The following is a 26,029-nucleotide window of genomic DNA, read 5'->3' as shown; positions in this document are numbered from 1 at the left end:
GGGCGTACTTGCCGCCCGCTTTCACCTGGTCGCGAACTTCCGCAACCTTGGCGCTCTTGGTGATCTCGATGCCGTTTTCCTCGGCATACTCGACCAGTTGAGCCTTGGTCATGGAGTCGAAGTCAGGCGCATCGCCGTCGGCCTTCTTCTCTTCGACCTTTTTCTCGACCTTGGCGTCGGCTTCCTGGGATTTCGGCGGCGTGTCGCGGTCGGATTCGACTTTCGACTTGGCCTGCTGCTCGCGCAGCGCCGTGCCCAGGATATCGCCCAGCGAAGCGCCGGAGTCGGAGGAGCCATACTGTTGCACGGCTTCGTTTTCCTCGGCGATTTCCAGCGCCTTGATCGACATGGACATGCGGCGCGTGGCCTTGTCGATATTGGTCACCTTGGCGTCCATCTTGTCGCCCACGGCGAAACGCTCGGGGCGCTGGTCGCTGCGGTCGCGCGCAAGGTCGGACTTGCGGATGAAGGACTTCAGGGAGTTTTCCGGACCGAAGGTCACCTCGATGCCGCCGGACGTGATCTCGGACACCGTGACGGTGACCGTGTCGCCGCGGCCATAGCCGGCTTCGCTCATCGGATCGGCGGCCAGTTGCTTGACGCCCAGGGAGATACGCTCCTTCTCGGAGTCGATATCCAGGACCTTGGCTTTGACCATGTCGCCCTTGGAATATTCCTTGAGCGCTTCCTCGCCCGGCTTGTCCCAGCTGAGGTCGGACAGGTGCGCCATACCGTCGATTTCCTCGTCCAGGCCGATGAACAGGCCGAACTCGGTGATGGAGCGGACTTCGCCTTCGATCTCGGTGCCGACCGGATGCTTGGCGGCGAACGCTTCCCACGGATTTCCGCCGGTCTGCTTGATGCCGAGGCTGATGCGGCGCTTCTCCGGATCAACGTCCAGGATCATGATTTCCACTTCCTGGGAGGTGGAGACGATCTTGCCCGGGTCGATATTCTTCTTGGTCCAGCTCATCTCGGAAACATGGACCAGGCCTTCGACGCCCGGCTCCAGCTCCACAAAGGCGCCGTAGTCGGTGATGTTGGTCACGCGGCCCATGAAGGTGGCGTTGACCGGGTATTTGGCTTCGACGCCTTCCCACGGATCGGCCTGCAGCTGCTTCATGCCGAGGCTGATGCGCTGGGTGTCGGAATTGATCTTGATGATCTGGACCTTGACCGTCTCGCCCACGGAAACGACCTGGCTCGGGTGATTGACCCGGCTCCAGGACATGTCCGTGACGTGCAGCAGGCCGTCGATGCCGCCCAGATCAACGAACGCGCCGTAATCGGTGATGTTCTTGACCACGCCCTCGCGGACTTCGCCTTCCTGCAGCTGGCCGACAAGTTCGGCGCGCTGTTCGGCGCGGGATTCTTCAAGCACGGCGCGGCGCGAGACCACGATATTGCCGCGCGGACGGTCCATCTTGAGAAGCTGGAACGGCTGCTCGCGGTTCATCAGCGGGGCGACGTCGCGCACCGGGCGGATATCGACCTGCGAACCGGGCAGGAACGCCGAGGCGCCGCCCAGATCGACCGTGAAGCCGCCTTTGACGCGGCCAACGATCGCGCCGTTGACCGGCTCTTCCTTCTCGAAGGATTCTTCCAGACGGTCCCAGGCGGCCTCGCGGCGGGCCTTCTCACGGGACAGCATGGCGTCGCCCAGCGCGTTCTCGATACGCTCCAGATAGACTTTGACTTCGCCGCCAACGGCCGGCTTTTCCTCGTCGGTCGCAAATTCCCGCATCGGGATGCGCCCTTCGGTCTTCAGACCGACATCGACGATGACAAATTCGTTCTCGATCGCAGTGACCTTGCCGATGATGACCGCGCCTTCCTCGACGTCGCGTCCGGCAAAGCTCGCCTGCAGCATTTCCGCGAAATCATCGCGGCTGGGGTTCATGGTTTCAGTGTCAGCCATGTGTGTTCATGCGCTCCTAAGGGTTCAAATCTTCATATCCTGGCCGGCCGGTTGTCTCCGGCGGTCTTCGATGACGCGCGCATGAAGAGGCACAGCATGCCCCGCCTCGCGCTTGTCCCGCTTTTTTGCTTGTCCGCGTCGGCGATACTGGCGCGTCTTCAACGCCCCGGTTTCGTCCTCCCGTGAGCCCGCGGTCCGTCGTTGGGATTTCAGGCGCGGCGCTGGGCCATGACCTGATCGACGATGCGGCGGGCTTCCTCGAACGCCGCGTCTATACTCATCTTGCTCGTATCCAGCAAGTGCGCATCGCTGGCGCGCTTCATCGGCGCGTCCGGACGGCCCGAGTCCCGTTCGTCGCGCTCACGCAACTGGGCGAGGACTTCCTCATAGGAAATATCCTCGCCGCGCCCTTCAAGTTCGGCATGCCGCCGCCGGGCGCGTTCGGCCGGATTGGCGTCGACCCAGATCTTCACATCCGCGCCCGGGCAGATCACCGTGCCGATATCGCGCCCGTCCAGCACGGCCCCGCCATCCTGCACCGCAAAATCGCGCTGCAAGTCTTTCAGAGCCGCGCGTACGCGCGGCATGGCCGCCACGACGGACGCCGCCGCGCCGGCCCGCGCCGAGCGCAATTCGCTTTCATCCATTCCCTTCAGTTTCAGGCTTCGCGCCGCACGCTCCGCCGCGTCTTCGTCACCGGGGGCGTCGCCCTCGCGGATCAGACGCGCGGCGACGCCGCGATAGAGAAGCCCGGTGTCCAGGCACGGCAGGCCATAATGCGCCGCCAGCCGGCGCGCCACGGTTCCCTTGCCGGAAGCGGTCGGACCGTCGATGGCGATAATCATGGCGTTTCCAGCGCCGCGCCCAAGGCGGCGAGGTCGGCCTGGAAGGCGGGATAGGAGGTGGCGATCATGGAGGCGTCGTCTATCGCCATGCCTTTGCGGCTGGCCAGACCCAGTATCAGCGTGCTCATGGCGATGCGGTGATCGCCGCGCGCGGCGGCCGCGCCGCCGCCGGTCACCCCGCCCGTTCCGCGTCCGGCGACCGTCAGCCAGTCCTCGCCCGTCTCTGTCTCCACCCCTGCGGCGCGCAGAAGGTCCGAAACGGCGGTCAGGCGGTCGCTTTCCTTCACGCGCAGCTCGGCCAGCCCCTCGAACCGGCTTTCGCCTTCCGCGAAGGCGGCGGTGACGGCCAGGATCGGGATTTCATCGATCATGGCGGGAATTTCCTCTTCCCTCACATGGATCGGGGCCAGATCCGAACAAACCGCAATCAGGTCGCCCACCGGCTCGCCGTCATTTTTCGTGACCTCAATGGTCAGATCGGCGCCCATCCTTTTCCAGGCCTCGAACAGCCCGGCGCGGCGCGGGTTCAGCAACACTCCGCGCGCCGTCACGCGCGATCCGGGCGTGATCAGCGCGGCGGCCAGCGCAAAGGCGGCGGAGGACGGGTCGGCGGGGGCGGCGTAATTCGCCGGACTCAATCTCTGGCCGCCCGTCACTTCTGCGGTCAGGCCGCTCACCCGCACTTCGCCGCCAAAAGCGGGCAGCATTCGTTCGGTGTGATCGCGGGACGGGGCGGGCTCGGTCACCCGCGTCACGCCCTCCGCTCCCAGACCGGCCAGCAGGACCGCGCTCTTGATCTGGGCGCTGGCGACCGGGGTTTCATAATCGACGCCCCGCAGGCGCGCGCCCCGGATCGTCATGGGCAGGCGCCCGTCCGTGGTCTCCAGCGCCGCGCCCATCAGGCGCAACGGCGCCGCCACGCGCTCCATGGGGCGGGCGCGCAGGGAGTCATCGCCCGTCAGGCGCGCCTGCACCCCCATGCCCGCGATGGCCCCGGCCAGCAAACGGGCGGAGGTGCCTGAATTGCCCAGATCAATATCCTGCGCCGGGCCGCGCCAGGGCGGCGCGCCGGTCACGCGCCAGGCGCCGTCGCCTGTTCGTTCGGTCTCCGCCCCCATGGCCTGCACCGCCTTCAACGTGGCCAGAACGTCCTCGCCCTCCAGCAGACCCGTGAGATCGGAACGGCCCGAAGCCATGGCGGCGAACATCACGGCGCGGTGGGAAACCGACTTGTCGCCCGGCGGCGAGAACACGCCCCGCAACGCCCCGGAAGGGGGCGCGGAGAGGGGGGACGGCGTGTGGTTTGTCACAGATCAAATGTCCCGGGCGGGTTGATCGAAATTAACGATGCTGCAATCAGATCGAATCAAGCTTTTGACAGGGGCGAAACTTCGTGGCAAGCGACCCGCCCTTCGTCAGGACCATTGCACATGAGGAACCGAACGCATGGCTCGTGCCGACCTTGGAGAAAAGCGCGTCTGCCCCGAATGCGAGGCCAAATTCTATGATTTGGGCCGCAATCCGGCTGTCTGTCCGAAATGCGGAACGAATTTCGACCCCGCGGAACTGGACGAGACTCTGAAAAAGCCGAAGCCGGCGGACGAGGAAAAGCCGAAATCGCCCAAGAAGTCGTCGGCGGACGACGATGACGAGGATGATGACGACGCGTCCGACGACAAGGACGATGACGAAGACGACGAAGAAGAAGACGACGGCTACGGCGACGAGGAAGACGATACGCCGGAGATCGACGAGGAAGGCGAGAAGATCGTTGTCGCCGATGACGAGGATGATGACGGCGATATCGACGTCGATTCCAAATATGACGACGATGACGACCTCGACGACGACGATCTGGACGATGATGACGACGATCTGGACATCGATCTGGACGATGACGACGAGGACGTGGACCTTGATGCCGACCTCGACGGCGACGAGGAAGACGAGGACGAAGACAAGAACTGAGAGTGATGGGCGTTTCGGCGCCCTTTCCTCTTGATCGCGGAAACGTTCGCGCATAGCTTCCGCGACCGCTCAAGCGCCCTTCCCAATGGCGCGGTTTTTTGAGCGTTGCATGACTTTGACGGTTCGGGGCCATAGCTCAGTTGGGAGAGCGCTTGAATGGCATTCAAGAGGTCGGCGGTTCGATTCCGCCTGGCTCCACCATCACCCCCGTCAATGCGCTGACAATGCGCCCCGCCGCTTGATCGGCCCGGCGCTCCTCCCCAAATAAAGACTCAACCAAACGCGCCGGAACAGCGCCGCGTGAAGGGCTGTTCAAAAAAGCAGGTTCAGGCCCGGTTCATGCCGGAAATGCGAAGCTTGCCGGCTATATAGCTGCTCTTGAGGAGGGCTAAAACATGATCACTTTCGACCACACCCAGCCCGAAAAACTGGATCCGCAGGCCTTTGCCGAATTCGGCGCGGAAGACGTTGTCTATGCGCGCCCCGTGGGCGGCCAGGAGTTGCTGGAGGAGCTGCCCGAATCGCGCAGCGAGATTGACGTCTCGAACGTGTACTACGCGGTTTATTCCGCCAGCGGCGCGCGGCTTGCCGTGGCGCAGAATCACCAGGCCGCGATTGCGATCGCCCGGGCCAATGACGTGGAACTGGTCAGCGTCCACTAGGGACGGACCGGCACTCTAAAAAAATCGAATTTGCAGACGCGCGGCCCGGCCTTCCGGTCAGGCCGCGTTTCTGTCTTTGCTTTCCGTCAGCAGCGCATACATCGCCGCGGCTGAATCCGCCTCTCTCAGGCGGTTGCGCTGGTTTTCGCGGCGGAAGAAGCGGGAAACCCGCGCCAGCGCCTTCAGATGCTCCGCATTGGCCGCGTCCGGGGCCAGCAGCAGGAACATCATGTCCACCGGCTCATCGTCGACGGCGTCATAATCGACGGCGCTGTCCAGCCGGGCGAACCATCCGCTGACCTTGTCCAGCCCCTCAAGCCGCGCATGCGGGATGGCAACGCCATATCCAACGCCCGTGGAGCCCAGCTTTTCCCGCTCCATCACCGCATCGAAAATCGCGCGGGCGTCGAGGCCGGTATCGACAGCGGCGCGCTCGCACAGCTTCTGCAGCGCGGCTTTCTTGCCGGTCACCCGCATGGCCGGAATGATCGCCTCGACGTTCAACAGATCGGATAAGTCCATTGGTTTTCCGGCCCTGCAAGGGGACGGTCTCCCTGTAAAAGAATACTGTTAGACCGTCCTCAGGACGATTTTGCGGCGGCCCGCTGCGGGTCCAGCCAGCCGATATTCCCGTCCGGCCGGCGATAGACGATGTTCACCGCGTCATGCGCGGCGTTGCGGAACAGCAGGAACGGCGCATCGCTCAGCTCCATCTCCAGCACCGCCATGCCGACCGGCATGACGCGCAGCTCACGCGTCGATTCAGCCACGATAACCGGTTCGCTGGTTTCATTCTGGTCGGAAGCCGCGTCCGCGGCGTTGCGCCCCTCCAGAACCATCAGCGGCACATCTTCGACCGGCGGTTCGGCTTTCATGCCGGGACCGTGATCCTTGAGGCGGCGCTTGTAGCGCCGCAGACGCTTGTCCATGCGCCCCATCGAGTCGTCGCAGGCGGCATAGGCGTCACCGCCTTCGCCGCTGGTCTGGAACATCACGCCAGAAGGTAGGTGCAATGACGCCTTAACGCGGAACTGTCCGCCATTCTTGGTGATCGTGACCAGCGCTTCCGCCGGGCGGTTGAAATATTTCTCAACGCTTTCATTGATGCGGTCGGAAACGCGCTCTCTGAGAGCGTCGGAGAGATCAACGCCTTTGGCGACGAATTGTGTTTGCATAGTTGTCAGGACTGCCTTTCGCGTCTGTCGAAAGCGCGCGGCGGGGCCCGCGGTAAAAATCGGGCCGGACCCTAGACGCGCGCGCCCCCGAGTCAATTACCGAGAGTCAGGCGGTGCGCTTCAATAGCCTGCGACGCTGCACCGATGAAGGGATGCGCATCGCCTCACGGTATTTCGCAACCGTCCGGCGGGCAATCTTGATGTCCTGTTCGCCGAGCATTTCGACGATGCGGTCGTCGGAAAGCACCGCATCGGGAGTTTCCGCGTCGATCATCGCCTTGATGCGGTGACGCACCGCTTCGGCCGAGTGGCCCTCGCCGCCATCGGAGGCGGGAATCGAGGAGGTGAAGAAATATTTCAGCTCGAACAGGCCGCGCGGCGTGGCGGCGTATTTGTTGGAGGTGACGCGGCTGACGGTGGATTCGTGCATCTCGATCGCGTCGGCCACGGTTTTCAGGTTCAACGGCCGCAAATGCTCCACGCCGTGCACGAAAAAGGCGTCCTGCTGACGCACGATCTCCGAGGCGACCTTGAGGATGGTGCGCGCGCGCTGGTCCAGGCTTTTGACCAGCCAGGAGGCATTGGCGTGGCACTCGCTGATGAAGGCCTTGTCCTCGTCCTTCATCTGGGCGCCGGAAATTTCCGCGTAATAGCGTGAATTGACCAGGACGCGGGGCAGGGTGTCGCTGTTCAGCTCCACCGCCCAGCCGCCGCCGGCCTTTTCGCGGATCATCACGTCCGGTTCGATCGCCGCCGCGCCTTCCGCCCCGAAGGCATGGCCGGGCTTGGGCGTCAGGGCCCGCAGCTCCGCGATCATCTCGTTCATATCTTCGGAATCGACCCCGCAGGCCTCGCGCAGCCCGTCATAATCATGGCGCGCCAGAAGCGGCAGGTTCTCGACCAGCGCCTCCATGGCCGGATCGAAGCGGTTGCGGTCCTTGAGCTGCAGCGCCAGGCATTCCTGAAGCGAACGGGCCATCACCCCGGTCGGCTCGAAGCCCTGCATCAGCTGGATCACGCCCTCTATGCGGTCCTCGGACACGCCCAGCTGCTCGGCCGCGGCGTCCATTTCCAGACGCAGATAGCCGTCCTCTTCCACCATTTCGGCCAGCCATGACCCGATCAGCCGGGTCTTGGCGTCTGTAACCGCCATGGAAAGCTGGGACAGCAGGTGATCTTTCAGCGTGACCGGCGTAGCGCCGGCCGCGTCTTCCATGCCGGAATCGTCAAACCCGCCCTTGCCCGAGCCTGCGCGCGACCAGTCCGTGTCGCCGCCGACGCTGTGCTTGTCGGCCACGCTCTCATCGGGATGAAGACTGTCGGCATCGGCGTCCAGGGAGGATTCGGCGGCGGCGCTGACGCGGTCGTCGCTGATCTCGACTTCCTGAATGCGGTCGCTCTCTTCGCGCTGACCAGCCACTTCGGGCTCTTCGGACCGCTCCTCGCGGTCATCGCGCTCCAGAAGGGGATTCTTTTCCAGTTCGGTCTCGACGAATTCCGCAAGCTCGATATTCGACAGCTGCAGCAGTTTGATCGCCTGCTGCAGTTGCGGCGTCATGACCAGGGACTGGCCCTGTCTGATCTCAAGTCGTTGCGAGATCGCCATAATTCGTTAGCGGTTCAGTCGGTTTTCTAATCAAACTGAACCGAACCTATGCGAAAGCCCTTAATGAAAGCTGTCGCCGAGGTACAATCGTTTGACTTCAGGGTTCGCGCGCACCTCGGTGGGCGAGCCTTCGAAGAGCACTTCGCCATCATAGATGATCGAGGCGCGGTCGGTGATTTCCAGCGTTTCGCGGACATTGTGGTCGGTGATCAGAATGCCGATGCCGCGATTGCGCAGGAACATGATCAGTTCCCGGATATCGGCGATGGCCAGCGGGTCGATGCCCGCGAACGGCTCGTCCAGCAGGATGAAGCTGGGGCGCGTGGCCAGCGCCCGGGCAATCTCCACCCGGCGCCGTTCGCCGCCCGACAGCGCCATGGCGGACGCATCGCGCAGATGTTCGATATGCAGTTCTGACAGCAGGGAATCCACGATCTCCCGCTGCACCGTCTTGTCGCGTTCGACCAGTTCGACCACGCCAAGAATATTGTCCTGCACAGACAGGCCCCGGAAGATCGAGGCTTCCTGCGGCAGATAGCCGATGCCCAGACGCGCGCGCTGATACATGGGCAGGGAGATAATATCCTCGCCATCCATGCAGATCGCGCCGCTATCGGCCGAAACCAGCCCGGTGATCATGTAGAAGCACGTGGTCTTGCCGGCTCCGTTCGGACCCAGCAGTCCGACAACCTCGCCCCGTTTCAGGCTGAGATCGACGCCCTTCACCACCAGACGGCGGCCATAGGACTTTTTCAGCTCACGGATCTGCAGCCCGTCCGAGGGAAGGTCCTCGGGCCGGATCTCGTCCGTCTCGCCGGGCCGTTCCAGATCACTCGCAGTTGTCACGCTGCTCCGCCTCTCCGTCCGGATAGAGAACCACGCGCACGCGGTCATCGCCGCCCATGCTCTGCTTGCCGTCCATGGTCGAATTGCCCGTCACCAGATCGACCGTCAGCTTGTCGCCGGTCGAGACGTCACAACCCTGCTTGACCACCACGTCGCCGGTCATGACCAGCGTCTCGGTCGTGATGTCGTACACGGCGCGCTGGCCGCGGGCCGTTTCCTCCGGCGTGATGTAGAAAACATCGCCGGTCGCGATCACCGTTTCCATCGCGCCCATGGAGCCGGGGCCGCCGGTCTGGCCGGCCTTCTCGAACTCGACTTCGAGGCGGTTGGACAACAGGCGCGCCTGGCCCTGTGTCGCCTCGACATTGCCTTCGAAAATGGCCCGGCCCTCGTCATTGCGAAGCTCGGAACGGTCCGAGTCGATCAGGATCGGGCCTTCGGCCTTGCCGATCTGGGCGGCGGCGGGCGTGGCGGCAACCGCCAGAGCCAAGGCCAGGATGAAACCCTTCATTCTTGCGTCTCCGTCTGTTCGGCGCGCGCCGGGCGCTCCTTGTCCTGTTCGAGCACCGTTTTCACGTCGCCCTCAAAATGCAGCACGCGGCCGTCTTCTTCAAACCGCCAGCGTTTGGCCTGGACCGTTCCCATCGGGCCGCGGGCCTCGACAGGCTGATCGCCTTCCGCGTCCTTCGTGGTCAGATCGACCTTGGCGCGGCTGGTCGTGAACGCGTAGCCCGAACGGGTCGTCAGGTCCACGTCCGCAATCAATTCCAGCATCTTGTTCCTGGAATCATAGCGGCCGCGGGCGGCGGCGGCGTTGGTCGGGTCGGTATCCGGATTCTCGTTATCCGGATCGATCAGCAGGCGCGGCAATTCCAGTTCGGTGATGTCGGGTGAATCTTCGGGCCGGCGCAGGGCCTGCTGGGCGGTGACGATCACCGCGTTGCCGACAGCGTCGCGGCCTGTGAAGCGGGGATTTTCCATGCGCACCGCGCCGTCATCGGCGCGGAACTCGATCTCCGGCGCGGGCGCGCCGCCGCTCATCAGAATGACGACAAGGATGACAACGCCCAGCCCGGCCGCGGCCGCCCACAGCGCCCAGCGGATCTTGTGGACGAAGGCCGAACGCCGGCGCGCCGCGGCCAGCGACGTGGCGCGGCGGGGCTGTTCGCCCAGATGGCTGCCATGCATGGCGTCGCTCATCCGATCCTAAATCCTGTCCGTCCGGGGAATATGCATCGGCCTCAATATATTCGCGAATGCGGCGTTTGCACGACTATCCGCTATGGGAAAACACATCGCTATCGCCCCAGCCCGCCAGATCCAGCGCCGCACGCACGCCCAGAGCGGCAAAAACGCCCCGCGCCAGCTCCATCCGGCCTTCGCGCTCCAGCATCACGGTCAGCCGGTCGCGCAACTGATGCAGGTGCAGCACGTCGCTGGCCGCGTATTGCTGCTGTTCGGGCGTCAGCTCCGCCGCGCCCCAGTCGGAGCTTTGCTGCTGCTTGCTGATCTCAATGCCCAACAGCTCGCGCGACACGTCTTTCAGGCCGTGCCGGTCCGTATAGGTCCGCGCCAGCTTGGACGCCATCTTGGTGCAGAAAACGGGGTTCAGGTCCACGCCCAGACGGTGGCGGATGACCGCCACGTCGAAGCGCGCGAAATGCAGAATTTTCTCGATCCCCTCATCGGCCAGCAGGGCCTTGAGGTTCGGGCAGTCATAGCTCGACCGGTCTAGCTGGACCAGGTGCGCATCGCCGTCGCCCGCGGAAAGCTGGACCACGCATAGCGGGTCCCGCAACACGTTCAGCCCCATCGTCTCGGAGTCGACGGCGATCGCGCTGGCCGCGTCCAGGCCATGTCCGGCGGGCAGGTCGCCCTTGTGCAGGTGTATCGTCATGCCCGCTTTAGAGCGCGAAACGCCCCGGCGCGGCAAGCCCCGAATGCCCGCCGGTTTCAACTATGGCTGGCCTACCGTGAATTCGACCGTTTCATCCTCGGCTGTCTCGAAATCCAGCGTCACGGATACCGTGTCGCCGGCCTCGACCGCCTCGAGACCGAAAATCATCAAGTGATAGCCGCCCTGTTCCAGCCGCGCCTCGCCGCCGGCCGGAATCTCCACGGCCTCCACGCGCCGCATCCGCATCACGCCCTCCTCCATCGAATTCTGATGCAGTTCGATGCGGTAGGCGGCTTCAGCCGACGCGCCGATCAGGCGGTCCGCGCCGCCTGCATTGGTCATTGTCGCATAGCCCGCCGTGATGTCGCGCCCCTGCGGCGGGGTGCGGATCAACGCGTCTGAAACGGAAATGTCCGGCGCAGCGGATTCGCCGCCGCCGGAACAGGCGGCCAGAATGACGGCGAGGAGAGTAATCAGGAAATATTTCATGTCGTGCGCCCGCAATTGTTTCGACCTGGAACATCTGAATTATCCCAGCCATCAGGCGCGCGGAAGCGAGGCGAAACATCGCAGGCGCCGAAATTGAAAAGGGCGGCCTGCAAGGACCGCCCTTTTCGGACCAGAAAGAACCCGGCGGCTATTCGGCCGCTTCGATGCCGAGCTGGCCGGCAAGGTCCAGATCGAAGGCCGGCGGCTCCCCGCCGTCGCCCTGCAGGTAGTGATCCATCCAGCGCATCAGGCGCAGCGCATAGTCATATTGCGCCGCGGCCTTGCGGTTGCCGTGCCCTTCGCCCGGATAGAAGACTAGGCGCACCGGCGCTTCGCTGCGCAGTTTGAGATGCCGGTAAAGCTCCATGGACTGGCTGGGGTGCACGCGCGTGTCGTCTTCGCCGTGAAGGATCAGCGTCGGCGTTCTCGACTCGCCAGCATAATAGATCGGCGAAACTTCCAGCATGGTCTGCCAGTCTTCCCACGGCCATTTGCGGGCATGGACATTGTACATCTCGTCAGGGATGTCGGTGGTGCCGAACTTGGAAATCTGGTCGGAAATGCCCACGAACATCACGCTGGCGGCAAAGTGCTCGCTCAACGCCGTCGCGCCCCAGGCGGACGCATAGCCGCCATAGGAGCCGCCGGTGATCCCGGCGCGGTCCGGATCGACAATCCCGGCTTCCGCCAGAGCGCCGATCGCGTCCACAAGATCGTTGAATTCCTTGCCGGCGTAATCGTTCTGATGCTGCTTGGCATAGGCGACGCCGCGGCCTGTGGAGCCGCGATAGTTCGGCCAGAAAGCGGCATAGCCCTGACCGGCGGCGACCTGCCCCGGTTCGGAATAGCGCGTGTGCCAGCCATTGGAACGGTGCGCCTCGGGGCCGCCATGGACCAGCATCATCAGCGGCCAGCCGCCCGCCGGCGCCTCGCCATTCGGGGTGACCAGCACGCCCTGCACCATCTGGCCGTCGCGCGCTTCGTATTCAAACACGCGCTGATTGGCCAACTGGCGGTTTTCCAGCCAGCCATTGTGATCGGCCCAGAGCGCAAACGCGCCGTCCGCCGCGGCCGCATAGAGATTCTTCGGATGATCCGGCGCGTCGGCGATCAGGCCGATGCGGTTCCGCTCCGCGCCCAGCGCCACGTCGCGGGCGATCAGCTCTTCCGGCTGGTCCAGATTGCGCAGCGCTTCGCCGTCCGAGGAATAGACGGTCAGCCGACTCTGCACGCCCTCATGGATAATGGCCAAGATTTCCCCGCCCGACAGCCATTCCACGTCCATGACATGATGTTCCGCCTCCGGTTCGACCGGCTGGTAAGCGCCGGTTTCGGCATTGGCGATCATCATGACGCCCGCCGAAGGATCATTGATGTCGATCCCGGCGGTCATGGCTATGGCCTCGCCCGAGGGGGAGAACTTGTAGAGGCCCAGCTTGCCGGGCGTCTCGATAACCGAGACCGGCTCGCCATTCGCGTCCAGCACATGGACCTGACGCTTCATGTAGTAATCGTCGATCAGCGGCGTCGGGGCGACCGAAACCGCCAGACGCTGCCCGTCATCGGAAATCACCAGATTGGAAAGATCGCCCTCCGGTCCGATCCGCTCGGCCTGCGGGGGCGTGTCGGCGGTGTTCAGACGGACGCGCCAGAGATGGGAGAATTCGTGGTCTTCTTCATAGACCCAGGCCTTGAAGCCCTTGTCCTTCAGCTTCTCCTCGGTCTTGTCCCCGGCTTCCTTGGCGATGAAATAGATCATGTCGCCGTTCGGGCCCCAGACATAATCCTCGATATTCGCATCCATGCCGAAGACACGCTGCGCCTCGCCGCCATCCACGTCGATCGACCAGATGGCGTCATGTTCGTCATCGCCGCGTTTGGAAACGAAGCTGACCGCGCCGCCATCGGGGCGCCAGGCGATATCCGATACGCCCTCGCCGCCGGTGACATAGGCGCGATTGGAGTTCTCGCCCCATGCGACATAAAGCTGGCTGTCCGGCGCGCCGTCTTCGTCGCCGGTCAGCACGTTGCGCGGCGCGTCGATCACATAGGCGATGCGCGATCCGTCAGGCGAAACGGCCTGACCGTCGACATGCGTGACCTTCGCCAGATCCTCCACGCCCATGGGCTGGGCGAGCGCCGCCGTGGCCGCCAGCGCGGCCCCGGGCGTCAAAAGCATGAATTTCATTTTCGATATTCCCCGTCGAGTGCGTCGTGTCTCGACGGGGGAAGCTAGAGCCGGGCGTCCGGCCCGGCAAGGCGGGCGGCGGAGATCAGCCTTTCCAGAAACCCACCATGGCGCGCACTTCGTCCATCACCGGCTCGGCAACGGCGCGGGCGCGCTCCGCCCCATCCGTCAGGACGCGGTCGATCTCGCCGGTCTCGGTCAGCAGGCGGCGCAGCTCGGCGGTGACCGGGGCCAGATGCTCCACCGCAATCTCGGCCAGCGCCGGTTTGAACGCGCCAAAGCCCTGCCCGGCGTATTCCGCCAGCACCGCCTCATCGCTGCGCCCGGACAGCGCGGCGAAAATGCTGACGAGGTTCTTCGCCTCGGGCCGCGCCTTCAGCTCTTCCAGAGTGTCGGGCAGCGGCTCGGGATCGGTCTTCGCCTTCTTGATCTTGCGCGCGATGGCGTCGGCGTCATCGGTCAGATTGATGCGCGACAGATCCGACGGGTCCGACTTGGACATTTTCTTGGAGCCGTCCTTCAGGCTCATGATGCGCGCGCCCGGCCCCTGGATCAGCGGTTCGGGCAGCGGGAAGAAGCCCGGCGCGTCATAATCGCGGTTGAACCGGTCGGCGATGTCGCGGCTGAGCTCCAGATGCTGTTTCTGGTCCTCGCCCACCGGCACGTCGGTGGCCTTGTAGAGAAGGATGTCCGCGGCCTGCAGCACCGGATAGGTGTAAAGGCCGACGCTGGCGCGTTCCTTGTTGTCGCCGGATTTTTCCTTGAACTGCGTCATACGGTCCAGCCAGCCCAGACGCGCCGTGCAATTGAAAACCCAGGCCAGCTCCGCATGTTGCGGCACGCCCGATTGCGGAAAGATCGTCGCCTTCTTGGGGTCCAGCCCGGCGGCCAGATACGCCGCCGCGATGCCGCGGCGCTGTTCGACCAGCTGTTTGGGATCCTGCCACACCGTGATGGCGTGCATGTCGGCCACGAACAGGAACGGATTTTCCTCCTGCATAGCGACGAATTTCTTCAGGGCGCCGAGATAATTGCCCAGATGCAGGGACCCGGAGGCCTGAATGCCGGAAAGAATGCGCTTGGGACCGCGATAGTCGGATTTTTCATGCTGGCTCATGGGCGCGGTTTATGGCGGCGCGGGCGGTGGCGCGCAAGACACCCGTCAGCGCCGCACAAACACGCCTTTCAGGTCCGCCGTGCGCGTCGCCCGCACAGCCAGCGCCGTGACCAGATAGACAATCCCCCCTGCCGCGCTCAAACCAACCGCCAGCAATATATCCAGGGCGATAGACTGATTGAGCCAGGGGGACAGCGCCCGCCCGCCGAACCACAGCGCCGCGCCCATCAGGCCCGCCGCGATCAGAATGCGCGGCAAGCGGGCGAACAGGCGCCTGTCGGGCGCATAGAGCCCGTCCCGCACCAGCCGTTGCAAAAGCAGCAGCGTATTGATCCAGCCAGAGGCCAGCGTGCCGATGGCAAGCCCGACAAAATCCATTCCGCCAAAGAAAAGGCCGGCCCCGATCACGACATTGGCGACCATGGCAATCACGGCATAGATCATCGGCGTCTTGGTGTTCTCCCGCGCATAGAAGCCCGGCTGGAAAACCTTCACCAGCACGAAGGCCGGCAGGCCGAGTGCGAAGATGAAGACCGCAATCGCCGTATTGCGGGCGTCGGTCTCGGTAAACGCGCCGTGCTGATAGAGCGCGCCGATCAGGAAGTCCGGGATCACCGCCAGCGCGACCGCCGCGGGCAGGGTCAGCAGCATGGACAGCTCGAACGCCCGGTTCATGGTCTGGTTTGCGCCGGCGGCATCGTCCGCGCCCAGCCGCTTGGAGAGCGCCGGCAGCAGCGCCACGCCCATGGCGATTCCCACCATGCCCAGCGGCAGCTGATACAGCCGGTCGGCGTAATAGAGCCAGGATACGGCCCCCGGCTGGATGGAGGCGATGGCCGAGGACACCACGATATTGATCTGGATCGCCCCGGCTGAAAGCACGCCCGGCACGCCCAGCATGACCAGGCGTTTCACGCCCGGCGTCCAGCGCGGCCGGGGAAAGCGCAGCTTCACCCCCATGCGGCGGCAGGACCAGTAGACCAGCGCGACCTGCAGAATGCCCGACAAGGCCACGCCGATGGAAAGCCGCAGGGCGGTTTCTGTCTGGCTCTCGCCCTGTGAAAACCACAGGATCGCGACCAGCACGATATTCAGGAAGATCGGCGCGGCGGCGGCGGCGGCGAATTTGTCGCGCGCATTCAGTATGCCGCTGAACATCGCGGTCAGCGACATGAACAGCAGATAGGGCATGGTGATCTGGGTGTAGAGCACCAGCAGGCCGAACAATTCCGGATCGTCCGCCTTGCCGAAACCAAAACTATAGGCCAGCCAGGGCATGGCGATGATCGCCAGAACCGTCAGCGCACCCACCACCAGCGTCAGCCCGCTCAAAACATCGGAGGCGAACCGGTCCGCCGCCTCCTGTCCCTCCGCGGCGATGCGGCGGGAATAGAGCGGCACGAAGGCGGCGTTGAACGCGCCCTCGGCAAAGACGCGGCGGAACAGGTTGGGAAAGCGGAAGGCCAGAAGAAAGATGTCCGCAACCGGCCCGGCGCCCAGCACGCCCGCCAGCAGCATCTCCCGAACGAAGCCGAGAATCCGGCTGACCAGCGTGTAACCGCCGATGACGAAGGTGGACCGCAGCAGCCTCATCGCGCGGGCGAGGAGGGGGCGCGGCGCAGGCCGCGCGCGCTGGTCGAATCTTCCATGGCGGCTTCCTGCCTTCCCATCGCATTTAAGAGCCGCGCGCCCAGATCGGCGCGAATCGCTTCGCCGGTGATCTTATTCCCGTTCGCGTCGGCGACGTAGAACACATCGACGGCCCGCTCCCCCCGGCTTTCGATATGCGCCGAGCCCACCGTCATGCCGCAATCGGCCAGAACCCGGGCGAGGTCGCGCAACAGGCCGGCGCGGTCACGGCCCGAAACCTCGATCACCGTATGGCGTTCGGACGCCTCATCGTCGAAATCCACCTCCGGTTCGACCGCGAAGACGGCCTCGCGGGCGCGGGCCTGCGGCTCGATCTCACGGGTCTCCGGCGGGCGGCCTTCGGCGGCCGCCACGACGACCGCCTCCAGATGATCCAGCGCGTCCGGCGCCTGATCGGCGAAGGGCGCGCCTTGCGGGGTCTGCAGATAGAAAACGTCGAAAGCGCGCCCCGACTCGGTCGTGAAAATGCGCGCATCCACCACGTCCGCGCCTTCGGCCGCCACGGCGGCGGCCAGATCGGCAAACAGGCCGGGGCGGTCAGGGGCGGTGACCAGCAACTCCACCGCGCCGCGCTGGCGGATCGTTTCGGCGCGGCTGGCAGCCTTGTTCTGCAGCCAGACGGCATCGGCGAACCCGGCGTGCCGGTTCAGCGCGTCGCGGCTGAAGGCCAGCCAGTAGGCGTCCTCCAGATCGTCCAGCCATGCGCGCACCGCCTCGCTTTCGCTCGCCTTGCGGATGCGGTCGCGCCGCATCTCCGCGCGGGCGGAAAGACTATGCTCGGCGCGCTGGGCCGATTCACCGCTGCGGCTTTTCAGCGCCGAATGGGTGAGGCGGTAGAGTTCGCGCAGCAGCTCCGCCTTGAAATCATTCCACACGCCCGGCGCCACGGCGCGGATATCGGCGACCGTCAGGCAGAGCAGCAGGCCCAGCCGCTCCGGCGTTTCCACCAGATCGGCGAAATCGGCGATCGTCTTGGGATCGCCCAGATCCCGGCGCTGCGCCGCATCGCTCATGTCCAGATGATGTTTGATCAGCCAGACGATGAGGTCCGCCTCCTTCGCCGCCAGCCCCCAGCGTTCGCAGGCCGCGCGCGCCGCCTTGGCGCCCTCCTCGCACTGGTCGCCGCCGGCCTTGCCCGTGTCGTGCAGCAGCATGGCCAGATACAGTGCCCGGCGGTTTTTCAGCGTCGGCATGACTTCGGAGGAAACCGGGTGACGCTCGCTCTCGCGCCCGCGCTCGATGGCGGCCAGCGTGCCGATGGCCCGCATCGTGTGCTCATCCACCGTGAAGGCGTGATACATATTGAACTGGGTGCGCCCGACCACCCGCCCGAATTCCGGCAGATAGACGCCCAGAACCCCGGCATCGATCATCACCCGCAGGATGGCCGCGGGCGCGTCCGTATCGGTCAGGATCGCAAAAAAGATATCCCGCGCCTTGGGGTCGGCGCGCAGCGTCTCGCCGATCAGGTTCAGCGAATCCCGCGCCGTGGCGATGGCGTCCGGGTGGATATCGACGCCCAGCCGGTCGGCCTGAAGAAAGATATCCAGCAACAGGCGGGGCCGGGCCTCCACAACCGCATCATCCGAAAACGCCAGCCGCCCGTCGACGATGCGATAGGCGTCGTCCTCCAGCGGTTTGCGGGCATGGCGTGGCGTGGTCCGGGCGACGCCCTCCGGCGCGCGCTTGGCGTGCAGCGCCTCCAGCCGCGCGCTCGCCACCCGCACCAGCGCGCCGACATCGGTGGCGACGCGGAAATAGGCGCGCATGAACAGCTCCACCGCCGGCTCGAACGTGGCGTCGGAATAGCCCATTCGCGCCGCCAGCTCCGGCTGATAGTCGAAGCTCAGCACCTCCTGCGCCCGGCCCGCTGCGTCATGCAGATGCAGGCGCACGGTCCACAGGAACTCTATCGCCGCTTCATAACGCTCGGCGTCGGCCTCGCTGAGCAGGCCGCGCACCGGCAGGCCCGCCAGCCCCTCCTCAGGGAACAGGGCCTGCGCGATCCAGCTCAGCGTATTGAGGTCGCGCAGCCCGCCCTTGCCGTCCTTGATGTCCGGCTCGACCATGAACCGCGAAGCCCCGGCGCGGGCTAGCCGCGCGTCGCGCTCGCCCAGCTTGGAAGCGACGAAGCGCGCCTGACGGCCAATAATCGCCTCATCCTTCAAGCGCTTTCGGAATGTCTCGAACAGGGCGGCGTCCCCGGCCAGCAGCCGCGAATCCAGCATGGAGGTCAGCACCACGTGATCGGCGCGCGCCCGCGACATGCACTCGTCCAGCAGCCGCGCCGAATGGCCCACCTTCAGGCGCAGATCCCACAGCGCATAGAGCATTGTCTCGATGATCTTCTCTTCCCGCCCGGTCTTGTGGGTGGAGCGCAGAAAGAGAAGGTCGATGTCCGAATGCTGGGCCAGCACGCCGCGCCCGTAACCGCCCACCGCGATCACCGCGAAACCCGCCTCGTCCCCCGGCGCGTCGGGCGGATGCAGCGCCTCCCCCGCATAGCGGTACAATCCCTTCACCAGCGTATCGGCGCCCGCAGCCATCGCGCGCGCCACGTCCAGCGACGATCTGGAGCCGGAATTGAGGCTGGCCAGCGCCGCGTCGCGGTCCATCTGGAAACGCGTTTTCAGAAGCTCGTGGATTTCCGTTTGCGGCTCGTCCGGGGACTTCGCCGCCGCGATCAGCGTATCGCCGAAATCGCTCATTCTCAGGCCTCTCCTCCGCCCAGCCGCTTGAGCCGGTAGAGTATTTCAAGCGCCTCTTTCGGCGAAACCGCGTCCGGGTCGATTTCCTTCAGGGCGTTTTCCACCTCGCTCTTGCGTTCCGGCTCCGGCGCGGCGGCGGCGAACAGCGGCAGCTCGCGCAACGCCTCGCCGGGCCCGTCCGACTCCAGCCGTTTCAGCACCGCCTCGGCCCGGCGCGTGGCGGCGGAGGGCAGGCCCGCCAGCTTGGCGACCTGTACGCCGTAGGACCGGTCCGCCGCGCCGGGCCCGACCTCGTGCAGGAACACCAGATCGCCCTGCCATTCCCGCGCTTTCAGGGAAACATTGGCGACCTCGCCGCCACTTTCGGCCAGCGATGTCAGTTCGTGATAATGGGTCGCGAACAGGGCGCGGGACTTGTTCACCTCAAGCAGATGCTCCGCGCAGGCCCAGGCGATGGCGAGGCCGTCGAACGTCGCGGTGCCGCGCCCGATTTCGTCCAGGATCACGAAGCTGCGGGGCGAGGCCTGGTTCAGGATCGCCGCGGTCTCGATCATCTCCGCCATGAAGGTGGAGCGCCCGCGCGCCAGGTCGTCCGCCGCGCCAACGCGCGAGAACAGCCGGTCCACCACCCCGATCCGGGCTGTGCGCGCCGGTATGAAGGCCCCGGCCTGCGCCAGGATCACGAACAGCGCGTTCTGCCGCAGATAGGTGGATTTGCCGGCCATGTTGGGGCCGGTCACAAAGGTCAGGCGCGGGCAGTCCTTGGCATCGCCGTCCAGCTTGCAGTCATTGGGCGTGAAGGGTTCGCCCTCGCGCTTCAGCGCCGCCTCGACCACCGGGTGCCGCCCGCCGTCGACCTCGAAGCAGAGCGAGGAATCGACCACGGGGCGCACCGCGTCTGTGCGCGCGGCCTCTTCGGCCAGCGCGGCGAACACGTCCAGCTCGGCCAGTCCCTCGGCTGCGGCGCGCAGGGCATTCGCCTCGCCGTCGGCGCGCCCGCAAAACTCGCGGAATATCTCTTCCTCGATCCGCTGGGCGCGGTCCGCCGCCCCGGCGATCTTCGATTCCAGCTCCGACAGCTCGACCGTGGAAAAGCGCACCGCGTTCGCCATGGTCTGGCGATGGATGAACGTCTCGGACAACGGCGCGCGCATCATGGCGTCGGCGTTTTTCGCCGAGACTTCCACGAAATAGCCCAGCACATTGTTGTGCTTGACCTTCAGCGCCTTGATCCCGGCCTTGTCCGCGTAGTCGGCCTGCAGGGAGGCGATCACCCGGCGACTCTCGTCCTTCAGCTTGCGCGCCTCGTCCAGCGGCGCGGCCCAGCCCTCGGCGATGAACCCGCCATCCGACAAGCGCAGCGGCGGTTCTGGCCGGAACGCCTTGCCGAGGTCGCGCGCCAGCTCGGCCAGTTGCGGCTTGTCGGCGATGGATATGCGCGACAGCGCCGCCTCGACCGAGTCCGGCGGCCGCGCCAGACGCGCCTCCGCGAACAGGGCGCAGATTTCCTCGCACTGGCGCAGCGCGGTTCCGATGGCGAGCAGGTCGCGCGGCCCGCCCCGCTGCAATTGCAGGCGGGACAGCGCCCGCGCCAGATCGGCCGAGGCTTTCAGCGCGGCGCGCAGATCGGCGCGGATTTCCGACTGATCGAGAAAGAACTCTACCCCGTCATGGCGCGCCGAAATCGCCGCCGGGTCGACCAGCGGGCGCGACAGCCAGTTATGCAGGCAGCGCGCGCCGGGCCCCGTTACCGTCCGGTCGATGGCGTGCAGCAGCGACCCCGCCTTGTCGCCGCGCACCGTGCGCTCGATCTCCAGGCTGGCGCGCGTCGGCGGGTCGATCCGCAGATAGGCCGCCGAGGCCGCCCGGCGCGGCGCGGCCAGGGCTGGCGCGCCGCCCGCCTGGGTCAGGCTCATATAGTCCAGCAGCGCCCCCGCCGCCGCCAGTTCGGACCGGGTGAAATCGCCGAACGCCTCCAGCGAGGCCACCGCGAAATGATCCTTCAGCCGCCGTTCCCCGGCGGCGGCGGAGAAATTGGCGTCCGGCAGCGGCGTCAGGGACGCCCCGCCCAGATTGCTCATCGCCACTTTCATCCAGCGCGCCTCGCAGGCGCTCTCCGATGCGATAATCTCGCTCGGCCCCAGCGCGGCCAGCTCGGCGGCCAGCGCGCCGGTCTCCAGCGGCGCGGCGCAGAACTCCCCCGTCGAGACATCCGCCCAGGCCATCGCCATTTCGCCCGAGCCCAGCCGCGCGACACAGGCGAGATAATTGGCGCTGCGCGCGTCCAGCAGCGAATCCTCGGTCAGCGTGCCGGGTGTAACCACCCGCACGATCTCCCGCCGCACCACGGCCTTTGAGCCGCGCTTCTTCGCCTCCTTCGGGTCCTCGGTCTGCTCGCACACCGCCACGCGGAAACCCTTGCGGATGAGGCGGGACAGATAGGTCTCCGCGGTCGCGGCGGGCACGCCGCACATCGGAATGTCCTCGCCCAGATGCTTGCCGCGCTTGGTCAGCGCGATGTCCAGCGCCTCGGCGGCCTTCACCGCGTCCTCGAAGAACAGCTCGTAGAAGTCGCCCATCCGGTAGAACAGCAGCGCCTCCCCGGCCTGTTCCTTCACGTCCAGGAACTGGGCCATCATCGGCGTCACGCCCTCACGGGAAGGCGGGGTCTTGGCGGGGCGGTCTGCGTCCATGAGCGCGAGCCTAAGACGCCGCGTGCATCGCGCAAGAGCGGCCTGCTTGTCGCGCTGTCAGGGCCTCACTAGGCTTGCCGTGAATGCGGCGCGCTGCGGCGCAATGCGATGTGAGGGAAAACCAGATCCATGGCCGATGACTCGCGCGCCTTTTCCGACGAGGAAGCGCTGAATTTCCACAAACAGCCCCAGCCCGGAAAGCTGGCGGTCACGCCCACCAAGCCGATGTCGACCCAGCGCGACCTGAGTCTGGCCTATTCGCCGGGCGTCGCGGTCCCTGTGAAGGCCATCGCGCAGGACAAGGACCTCGCCTACGACTACACCTCCAAAGGCAATATGGTGGCGGTCGTCTCCAACGGCACGGCTATTCTGGGCCTTGGCAATCTGGGGGCCATGGCCTCCAAGCCGGTGATGGAGGGCAAGTCGGTCCTCTTCAAACGCTTCGCCGACGTCGATTCCATCGACCTGGAGATCGAGGCCGAGGAGATCGACGAATTCGTCCAGTGCGTGGAGAAATTCGGCCACAGCTTCGGCGGCATCAATCTGGAGGACATCAAGGGCCCGGAATGCTTCATCATCGAGCAGCGCCTGCGCGAGGCCCTGGATATCCCGGTTTTCCATGACGACCAGCACGGCACGGCCATCATCTCCGCCGCCGGCATTCTGAATGCGTGCGAACTGACGGGGCGCGAAATCAAGGACCTCAAGGTCGTGGTCAATGGCGCGGGCGCGGCCGGCATCGCGGTGCTGGAACTGCTGCAGGGCATGGGCCTGCGCAGCGAGAACGCGCTGCTGTGCGACTCCAAGGGCGTGATCTTCCAGGGCCGCGAAGAGGGCATGAACCAGTGGAAGGCCGCTCACGCGACCGACACGGACGCCCGCAGCCTGGAAGACGCCCTGAAGGACGCGGACTGCTTCATCGGTCTTTCCGTGGCCGGCGCGGTGACCAAGGAGATGGTGCGGGACATGGCCGACAACCCGATCATCTTCGCCATGGCCAATCCCGATCCCGAGATCCGGCCCGAGGAAGTGGCCGAGGTGCGCAATGACGCCATCATGGCGACCGGGCGGTCCGACTATCCCAACCAGGTCAATAATGTCCTCGGTTTCCCTTACATCTTCCGCGGCGCGCTGGACGTGCGCGCCCGCACCATCAACGAGGATATGAAAATCGCCGCCGCCCGCGCGCTGGCTGAACTGGCCAAGCAGGACGTGCCGGACGAGGTCGCCGCCGCCTATCACGGCAAACGCCCCAGTTTCGGGCGCGACTACATCATCCCCACCCCGTTCGATCCGCGCCTGATCTCCTTTGTGCCGCCCTATGTGGCGCAGGCCGCCATGGATACGGGCGTGGCGCGCAAGCCGATCGAGAACATGGACGCCTATCGCCGCGCGCTAGCCCGCCGGCTGGACCCGTCCGCGGCGCTGCTTCAGCGCGTGCAGAGCGCGGTGCGCAGCGAGAACAAGACCATCGTCTTTTCCGAGGGCGAAGAGCCCAGCGTCATCCGCGCCGCTTTCGCTTTCCAGAAGGACGGGCTGGGCAAGGCCATCCTGATCGGGCGCGAGGACCAGGTGAAGAAGAATATGCGCCTGGTCGGCGTGGACGCCGATTGCGGACTGGAAATCTGGAATGCGCGCTTGTCGGACCGCAATCCGGAATTCACCGACTTCCTTTATGACCGGCTGAAGCGCGACGGCTTCCTGCGCCGCGACGTGCAGCGCCTGGTCAATAATGACCGCAACGTGTTTTCGGCCTGCATGCTGGCGCTGGGCGCGGCCGACGGCATGGTGACGGGCGTGACCCGAAACTATGACGTGGCATTGAACGATGTACGTCTGGTGCTGGACCCGGCCCCCGGCGAAACCGTGATCGGCCTTTCCGTGGCGCTCCTCAAAGGGCGCACCCTTTTGATCGCCGACACCAATATCATCGAGCTGCCGACCCCGGGCGAAATGGCCGATATCGCCATTGAAGCCGCCGCGGCGGCGCGGCGTCTGGGCCTGCCGCCGCGCGTGGCGTTTCTCTCGTACTCCTCCTTCGGAAACCCGGCGAGCGAGCGGTCATGGAAGATCCGCGAGGCCGCGGGAATCCTCGACGAGCGGGGCGTGGATTTCGAGTATGAGGGCGATATGTCCGCCGATATCGCGCTGGACCCCAATCATCGCCAGACCTATCCGTTCTCCCGCCTGTCGGAACCGGCGAACGTGCTGGTGATGCCGGCCATCCACTCGGCGTCGATTTCCACCAAGCTGCTGGCCACCGCCGGCGGGGCGCAGGTGCTGGGGCCGCTTCTGATCGGGCTGGAAAAACCGGTGCAGATCTGCCGGCTGGGCGCGACGGTCAGCGATATCGTGATGATGGCGACCATGGCCGCCTACGACATCTCCGCCCGCGAAGGCGCGCTGGACGGCGAGGACCCGGAAGAGGCGGCGCTGGCCGGCGCGCGCTAGGTCGGCTTGGGCGCGACGTCCTCGTCTTCGGCCAGCCGCCGTTCATCGAACTTGAACCGGCCCTGCGCGGCCACGGATCCGCGCATGACGATGACCGCCAGCAAGAGTGCGGCGGGGAACGTCCATGCGGCCGTGATCAGGAAGAAGTTCACGTAGCCGACCGCGTCCGCCAGCACGCCGGAGAACCCGGACAGGAACTTGGCGAAGAAGCCGTAGAATGAGCTGAGCAGCGCGTATTGCGTGGCCGCGTTCGCCGGATCCACGAGGCTGGAGAGATAGGCGATGAAGACCGTGGTCACGAAGCCGCCCGCGACATTGTCCCCGACGATCGCCATCGTCAGTTTCCAGATATCCTCCGACCCCGCCGTGGCGGCCAGCCAGGCATAGGCGCCGTTGGTCACGAAGGTGATGATCAGGCCAATCACCAGCGCCCGCATCAGCCCGAAGCGATAGGCGGCGACGCCCCCCAGAAACAGGCCGAAAATGGTCGCGGCCAGGCCCGGCCCGCCCTGAACGCTGCCGACAATCACCTTGTCGAACCCGATATCGGAATAGAGCGGGCTGGCCATCACCCCCATGGTGAAATCGCTGAGGCGATAGATGGCGACCAGCAGGATCACCGGCACGAACCACAGCCCCAGCCGGCCGAGAATCTGCTTGAACGGCTCCACCACGGCGCGCACGACTTTCACGCCGAAACTGCCCTCCAGCGCGCGCTTGGCGACGCCCGCCGCCGGCTCTTTCATGAAGAAGACCAGCCCGGCGGAAATCGCCATCGCCGCGGCCATGGCGAGGAAAGAAATATCCCAGTCGGCCAGACCCGCGATGGCGAGCCCCAAACCGGAGGTCAGATAAGCGACGCGGTAGCCCAGCGAATAGGCCGCCGCCATGTTGGCCTGCATCTCCGTGGGCGCGGATTCGATCCGCCAGGCGTCGATGGCGACATCCAGCGTCGCCCCCGAATAGGCCAGCAAAAGCGCCGCGATTGCGACCGGCAGCAGGCTGGCCGTCGGGTCGGTCTGCGAAATGATGATCAAGCCGATCACAGTGCCGGTGATCGCGGTGACGATCCAGGACCGCCGCGGCCCCAACAAGCTGTAGAGGAACGGCACCCGCACCCGGTCCACGACCGGCGCCCAGAGGAATTTCAGCGTGTAGGACAGCGTGACCCAGTAGAAGAAGCCGATGGTCGAGCGGTCGATCCCCGCATCGCGCAGCCAGAAGGACAGTTTCTGGAACACCATGTAGAGCGGCAGGCCGGAGGCGAAGCCCAGCACCAGCATGGAGAGCATGACCGGCGTCAGATAGACGCGGACCGCGTCGCGCATTGACCGCTGTTCTTCGGCGGCTCTGTCAGTCATCGAGGCATTTTCCGCAAACGTTGGAGGGTCAGCCCACCTTCGCCTGCTTCGGCTTTTCCGTCCAGCGTTTGGCGAGACGGCGAAGACGCGCCTGCTCCATCGGCTTGGTAAAGAAGGCGTCCATCCCGGCGTCCAGGCAGGCCTGCCGGTCCTGCACGTCGTCATTGGCGGTCAGCGCGATGATCGGCGTCTCGGAAACCGGCGGGCCCAGCGCGCGGATGCGGCGCGCGGCCTCCATCCCGTCCATGCCCGGCATGCGCATATCCATCAGGATCAGGTCGAAACGCTCGGCTTGCGCGGCCTCCACCGCCGCCGCGCCGTCGCCCACGACCTCCACCTCGTAACCCGCGTCGGTCAGGGTGGTGCGGGCCAGAAGCGCATTGATCTGGTTATCCTCGGCCATCAGGATTTTCAGCTTGTCCGGCGCGGCGTCCGCCAGCGGGACGGGCGGGGAG

Annotated in this window: 20 protein-coding genes, 1 tRNA gene and 1 pseudogene; 4 read left to right on the top strand and 18 right to left on the bottom strand. The window is 65.5% G+C overall.

What is annotated here, in order from left to right; genetic code table 11:
- Positions 1 to 226: 226 nt before the first annotated feature.
- From rpsA to aroA, 3 genes and pseudogenes are all read right to left on the bottom strand, one after another.
- A pseudogene (gene rpsA, locus H2040_RS11060) lies at positions 227 to 1,918 on the bottom strand (30S ribosomal protein S1); the annotation flags it as partial.
- A gap of 209 nt (positions 1,919 to 2,127) precedes the next feature.
- Positions 2,128 to 2,763 carry a (d)CMP kinase gene (gene cmk, locus H2040_RS11055; protein WP_287157437.1) on the bottom strand — a complete coding sequence of 212 codons (636 nt, stop codon included), beginning with the start codon at positions 2,761 to 2,763 and terminating at the stop codon, positions 2,128 to 2,130.
- Entirely contained in the window at positions 2,760 to 4,073 is a 1,314-nt protein-coding gene (gene aroA / locus H2040_RS11050; protein WP_287157436.1) for a 3-phosphoshikimate 1-carboxyvinyltransferase, read from the bottom strand. Before aroA ends, cmk begins: the two co-directional genes overlap by 4 nt.
- A 136-nt stretch (positions 4,074 to 4,209) precedes the next feature.
- On the opposite strand from aroA, the gene H2040_RS11045 reads away from it, so the two are divergent.
- From H2040_RS11045 to H2040_RS11035, 3 genes are all read left to right on the top strand, one after another.
- Entirely contained in the window at positions 4,210 to 4,731 is a 522-nt protein-coding gene (locus H2040_RS11045; RefSeq protein WP_022696702.1) for a TIGR02300 family protein, read from the top strand.
- Positions 4,732 to 4,856: 125 nt separating this feature from the next.
- Positions 4,857 to 4,932, top strand: a tRNA-Ala gene (locus tag H2040_RS11040).
- 194 nt (positions 4,933 to 5,126) lie between these two features.
- Entirely contained in the window at positions 5,127 to 5,393 is a 267-nt protein-coding gene (locus H2040_RS11035) for a DUF1150 family protein (protein WP_022696703.1), read from the top strand.
- A 57-nt stretch (positions 5,394 to 5,450) separates the two neighbouring features.
- On the opposite strand, the gene ptsN is transcribed toward H2040_RS11035, so the two are convergent.
- The 13 genes from ptsN to mutS form a co-directional block, all read right to left on the bottom strand.
- Entirely contained in the window at positions 5,451 to 5,915 is a 465-nt protein-coding gene (gene ptsN, locus H2040_RS11030; RefSeq protein ID WP_022696704.1) for a PTS IIA-like nitrogen regulatory protein PtsN, read from the bottom strand.
- 59 nt (positions 5,916 to 5,974) lie between these two features.
- Positions 5,975 to 6,568, bottom strand: a complete 594-nt coding sequence (gene hpf / locus H2040_RS11025; RefSeq protein ID WP_287157431.1) for a ribosome hibernation-promoting factor, HPF/YfiA family — start codon at positions 6,566 to 6,568, stop codon at positions 5,975 to 5,977.
- A 106-nt stretch (positions 6,569 to 6,674) separates the two neighbouring features.
- Positions 6,675 to 8,174 (bottom strand): RNA polymerase factor sigma-54, encoded by a 1,500-nt coding sequence (gene rpoN / locus H2040_RS11020; RefSeq protein ID WP_287157430.1) that lies wholly within the window; start codon positions 8,172 to 8,174, stop codon positions 6,675 to 6,677.
- A 60-nt stretch (positions 8,175 to 8,234) separates the two neighbouring features.
- Complete coding sequence (gene lptB / locus H2040_RS11015; RefSeq protein ID WP_502709333.1) at positions 8,235 to 9,020, bottom strand: LPS export ABC transporter ATP-binding protein; 786 nt, start codon at positions 9,018 to 9,020, stop codon at positions 8,235 to 8,237.
- Positions 9,004 to 9,531: a lipopolysaccharide transport periplasmic protein LptA gene (gene lptA, locus H2040_RS11010; protein WP_287157428.1), complete on the bottom strand. Its 528-nt coding sequence runs from the start codon at positions 9,529 to 9,531 to the stop codon at positions 9,004 to 9,006. Before lptA ends, lptB begins: the two co-directional genes overlap by 17 nt.
- On the bottom strand, positions 9,528 to 10,220 hold the full coding sequence (gene lptC / locus H2040_RS11005) for an LPS export ABC transporter periplasmic protein LptC (RefSeq protein ID WP_287157426.1): 693 nt from the start codon (positions 10,218 to 10,220) through the stop codon (positions 9,528 to 9,530). The genes lptA and lptC overlap by 4 nt, the downstream gene beginning before the upstream one ends.
- A 73-nt stretch (positions 10,221 to 10,293) precedes the next feature.
- Positions 10,294 to 10,917, bottom strand: a complete 624-nt coding sequence (locus H2040_RS11000) for a ribonuclease D (RefSeq protein WP_287157424.1) — start codon at positions 10,915 to 10,917, stop codon at positions 10,294 to 10,296.
- A gap of 60 nt (positions 10,918 to 10,977) precedes the next feature.
- Positions 10,978 to 11,406: a copper chaperone PCu(A)C gene (locus H2040_RS10995; RefSeq protein WP_287157422.1), complete on the bottom strand. Its 429-nt coding sequence runs from the start codon at positions 11,404 to 11,406 to the stop codon at positions 10,978 to 10,980.
- A 148-nt stretch (positions 11,407 to 11,554) separates the two neighbouring features.
- On the bottom strand, positions 11,555 to 13,594 hold the full coding sequence (locus H2040_RS10990) for a S9 family peptidase (protein WP_287157420.1): 2,040 nt from the start codon (positions 13,592 to 13,594) through the stop codon (positions 11,555 to 11,557).
- 85 nt (positions 13,595 to 13,679) lie between these two features.
- Positions 13,680 to 14,711 carry a tryptophan--tRNA ligase gene (gene trpS, locus H2040_RS10985; RefSeq protein WP_287157418.1) on the bottom strand — a complete coding sequence of 344 codons (1,032 nt, stop codon included), beginning with the start codon at positions 14,709 to 14,711 and terminating at the stop codon, positions 13,680 to 13,682.
- A 45-nt stretch (positions 14,712 to 14,756) separates the two neighbouring features.
- Entirely contained in the window at positions 14,757 to 16,304 is a 1,548-nt protein-coding gene (gene murJ / locus H2040_RS10980; protein ID WP_287157416.1) for a murein biosynthesis integral membrane protein MurJ, read from the bottom strand.
- Complete coding sequence (locus H2040_RS10975) at positions 16,301 to 19,069, bottom strand: [protein-PII] uridylyltransferase (RefSeq protein WP_287157414.1); 2,769 nt, start codon at positions 19,067 to 19,069, stop codon at positions 16,301 to 16,303. Before H2040_RS10975 ends, murJ begins: the two co-directional genes overlap by 4 nt.
- 2 nt (positions 19,070 to 19,071) lie before the next feature.
- On the bottom strand, positions 19,072 to 21,762 hold the full coding sequence (gene mutS / locus H2040_RS10970) for a DNA mismatch repair protein MutS (protein WP_287157413.1): 2,691 nt from the start codon (positions 21,760 to 21,762) through the stop codon (positions 19,072 to 19,074).
- 129 nt (positions 21,763 to 21,891) lie between these two features.
- Between mutS and H2040_RS10965 the strand changes: the two genes are divergently transcribed.
- The gene (locus H2040_RS10965) at positions 21,892 to 24,213 is read left to right on the top strand and encodes an NADP-dependent malic enzyme (RefSeq protein WP_287157412.1); all 2,322 of its coding nucleotides are present in this window, start codon (positions 21,892 to 21,894) and stop codon (positions 24,211 to 24,213) included.
- Here the strand turns inward: H2040_RS10965 and H2040_RS10960 are convergent.
- On the bottom strand, positions 24,210 to 25,574 hold the full coding sequence (locus tag H2040_RS10960; protein ID WP_287157411.1) for an AmpG family muropeptide MFS transporter: 1,365 nt from the start codon (positions 25,572 to 25,574) through the stop codon (positions 24,210 to 24,212). The two genes, H2040_RS10965 and H2040_RS10960, sit on opposite strands and share 4 nt — an antisense overlap.
- Positions 25,575 to 25,602: 28 nt before the next feature.
- The coding region (locus tag H2040_RS10955) for a response regulator (protein WP_287157410.1) at positions 25,603 to 26,029 on the bottom strand (427 nt) is incomplete at its 5' end.

It is taken from the genome of Euryhalocaulis sp., assembly GCF_013911995.1.
GTDB lineage: Bacteria > Pseudomonadota > Alphaproteobacteria > Caulobacterales > Maricaulaceae > Euryhalocaulis > Euryhalocaulis caribicus.
This window is presented reverse-complemented; position numbering and strand designations above follow the sequence as displayed.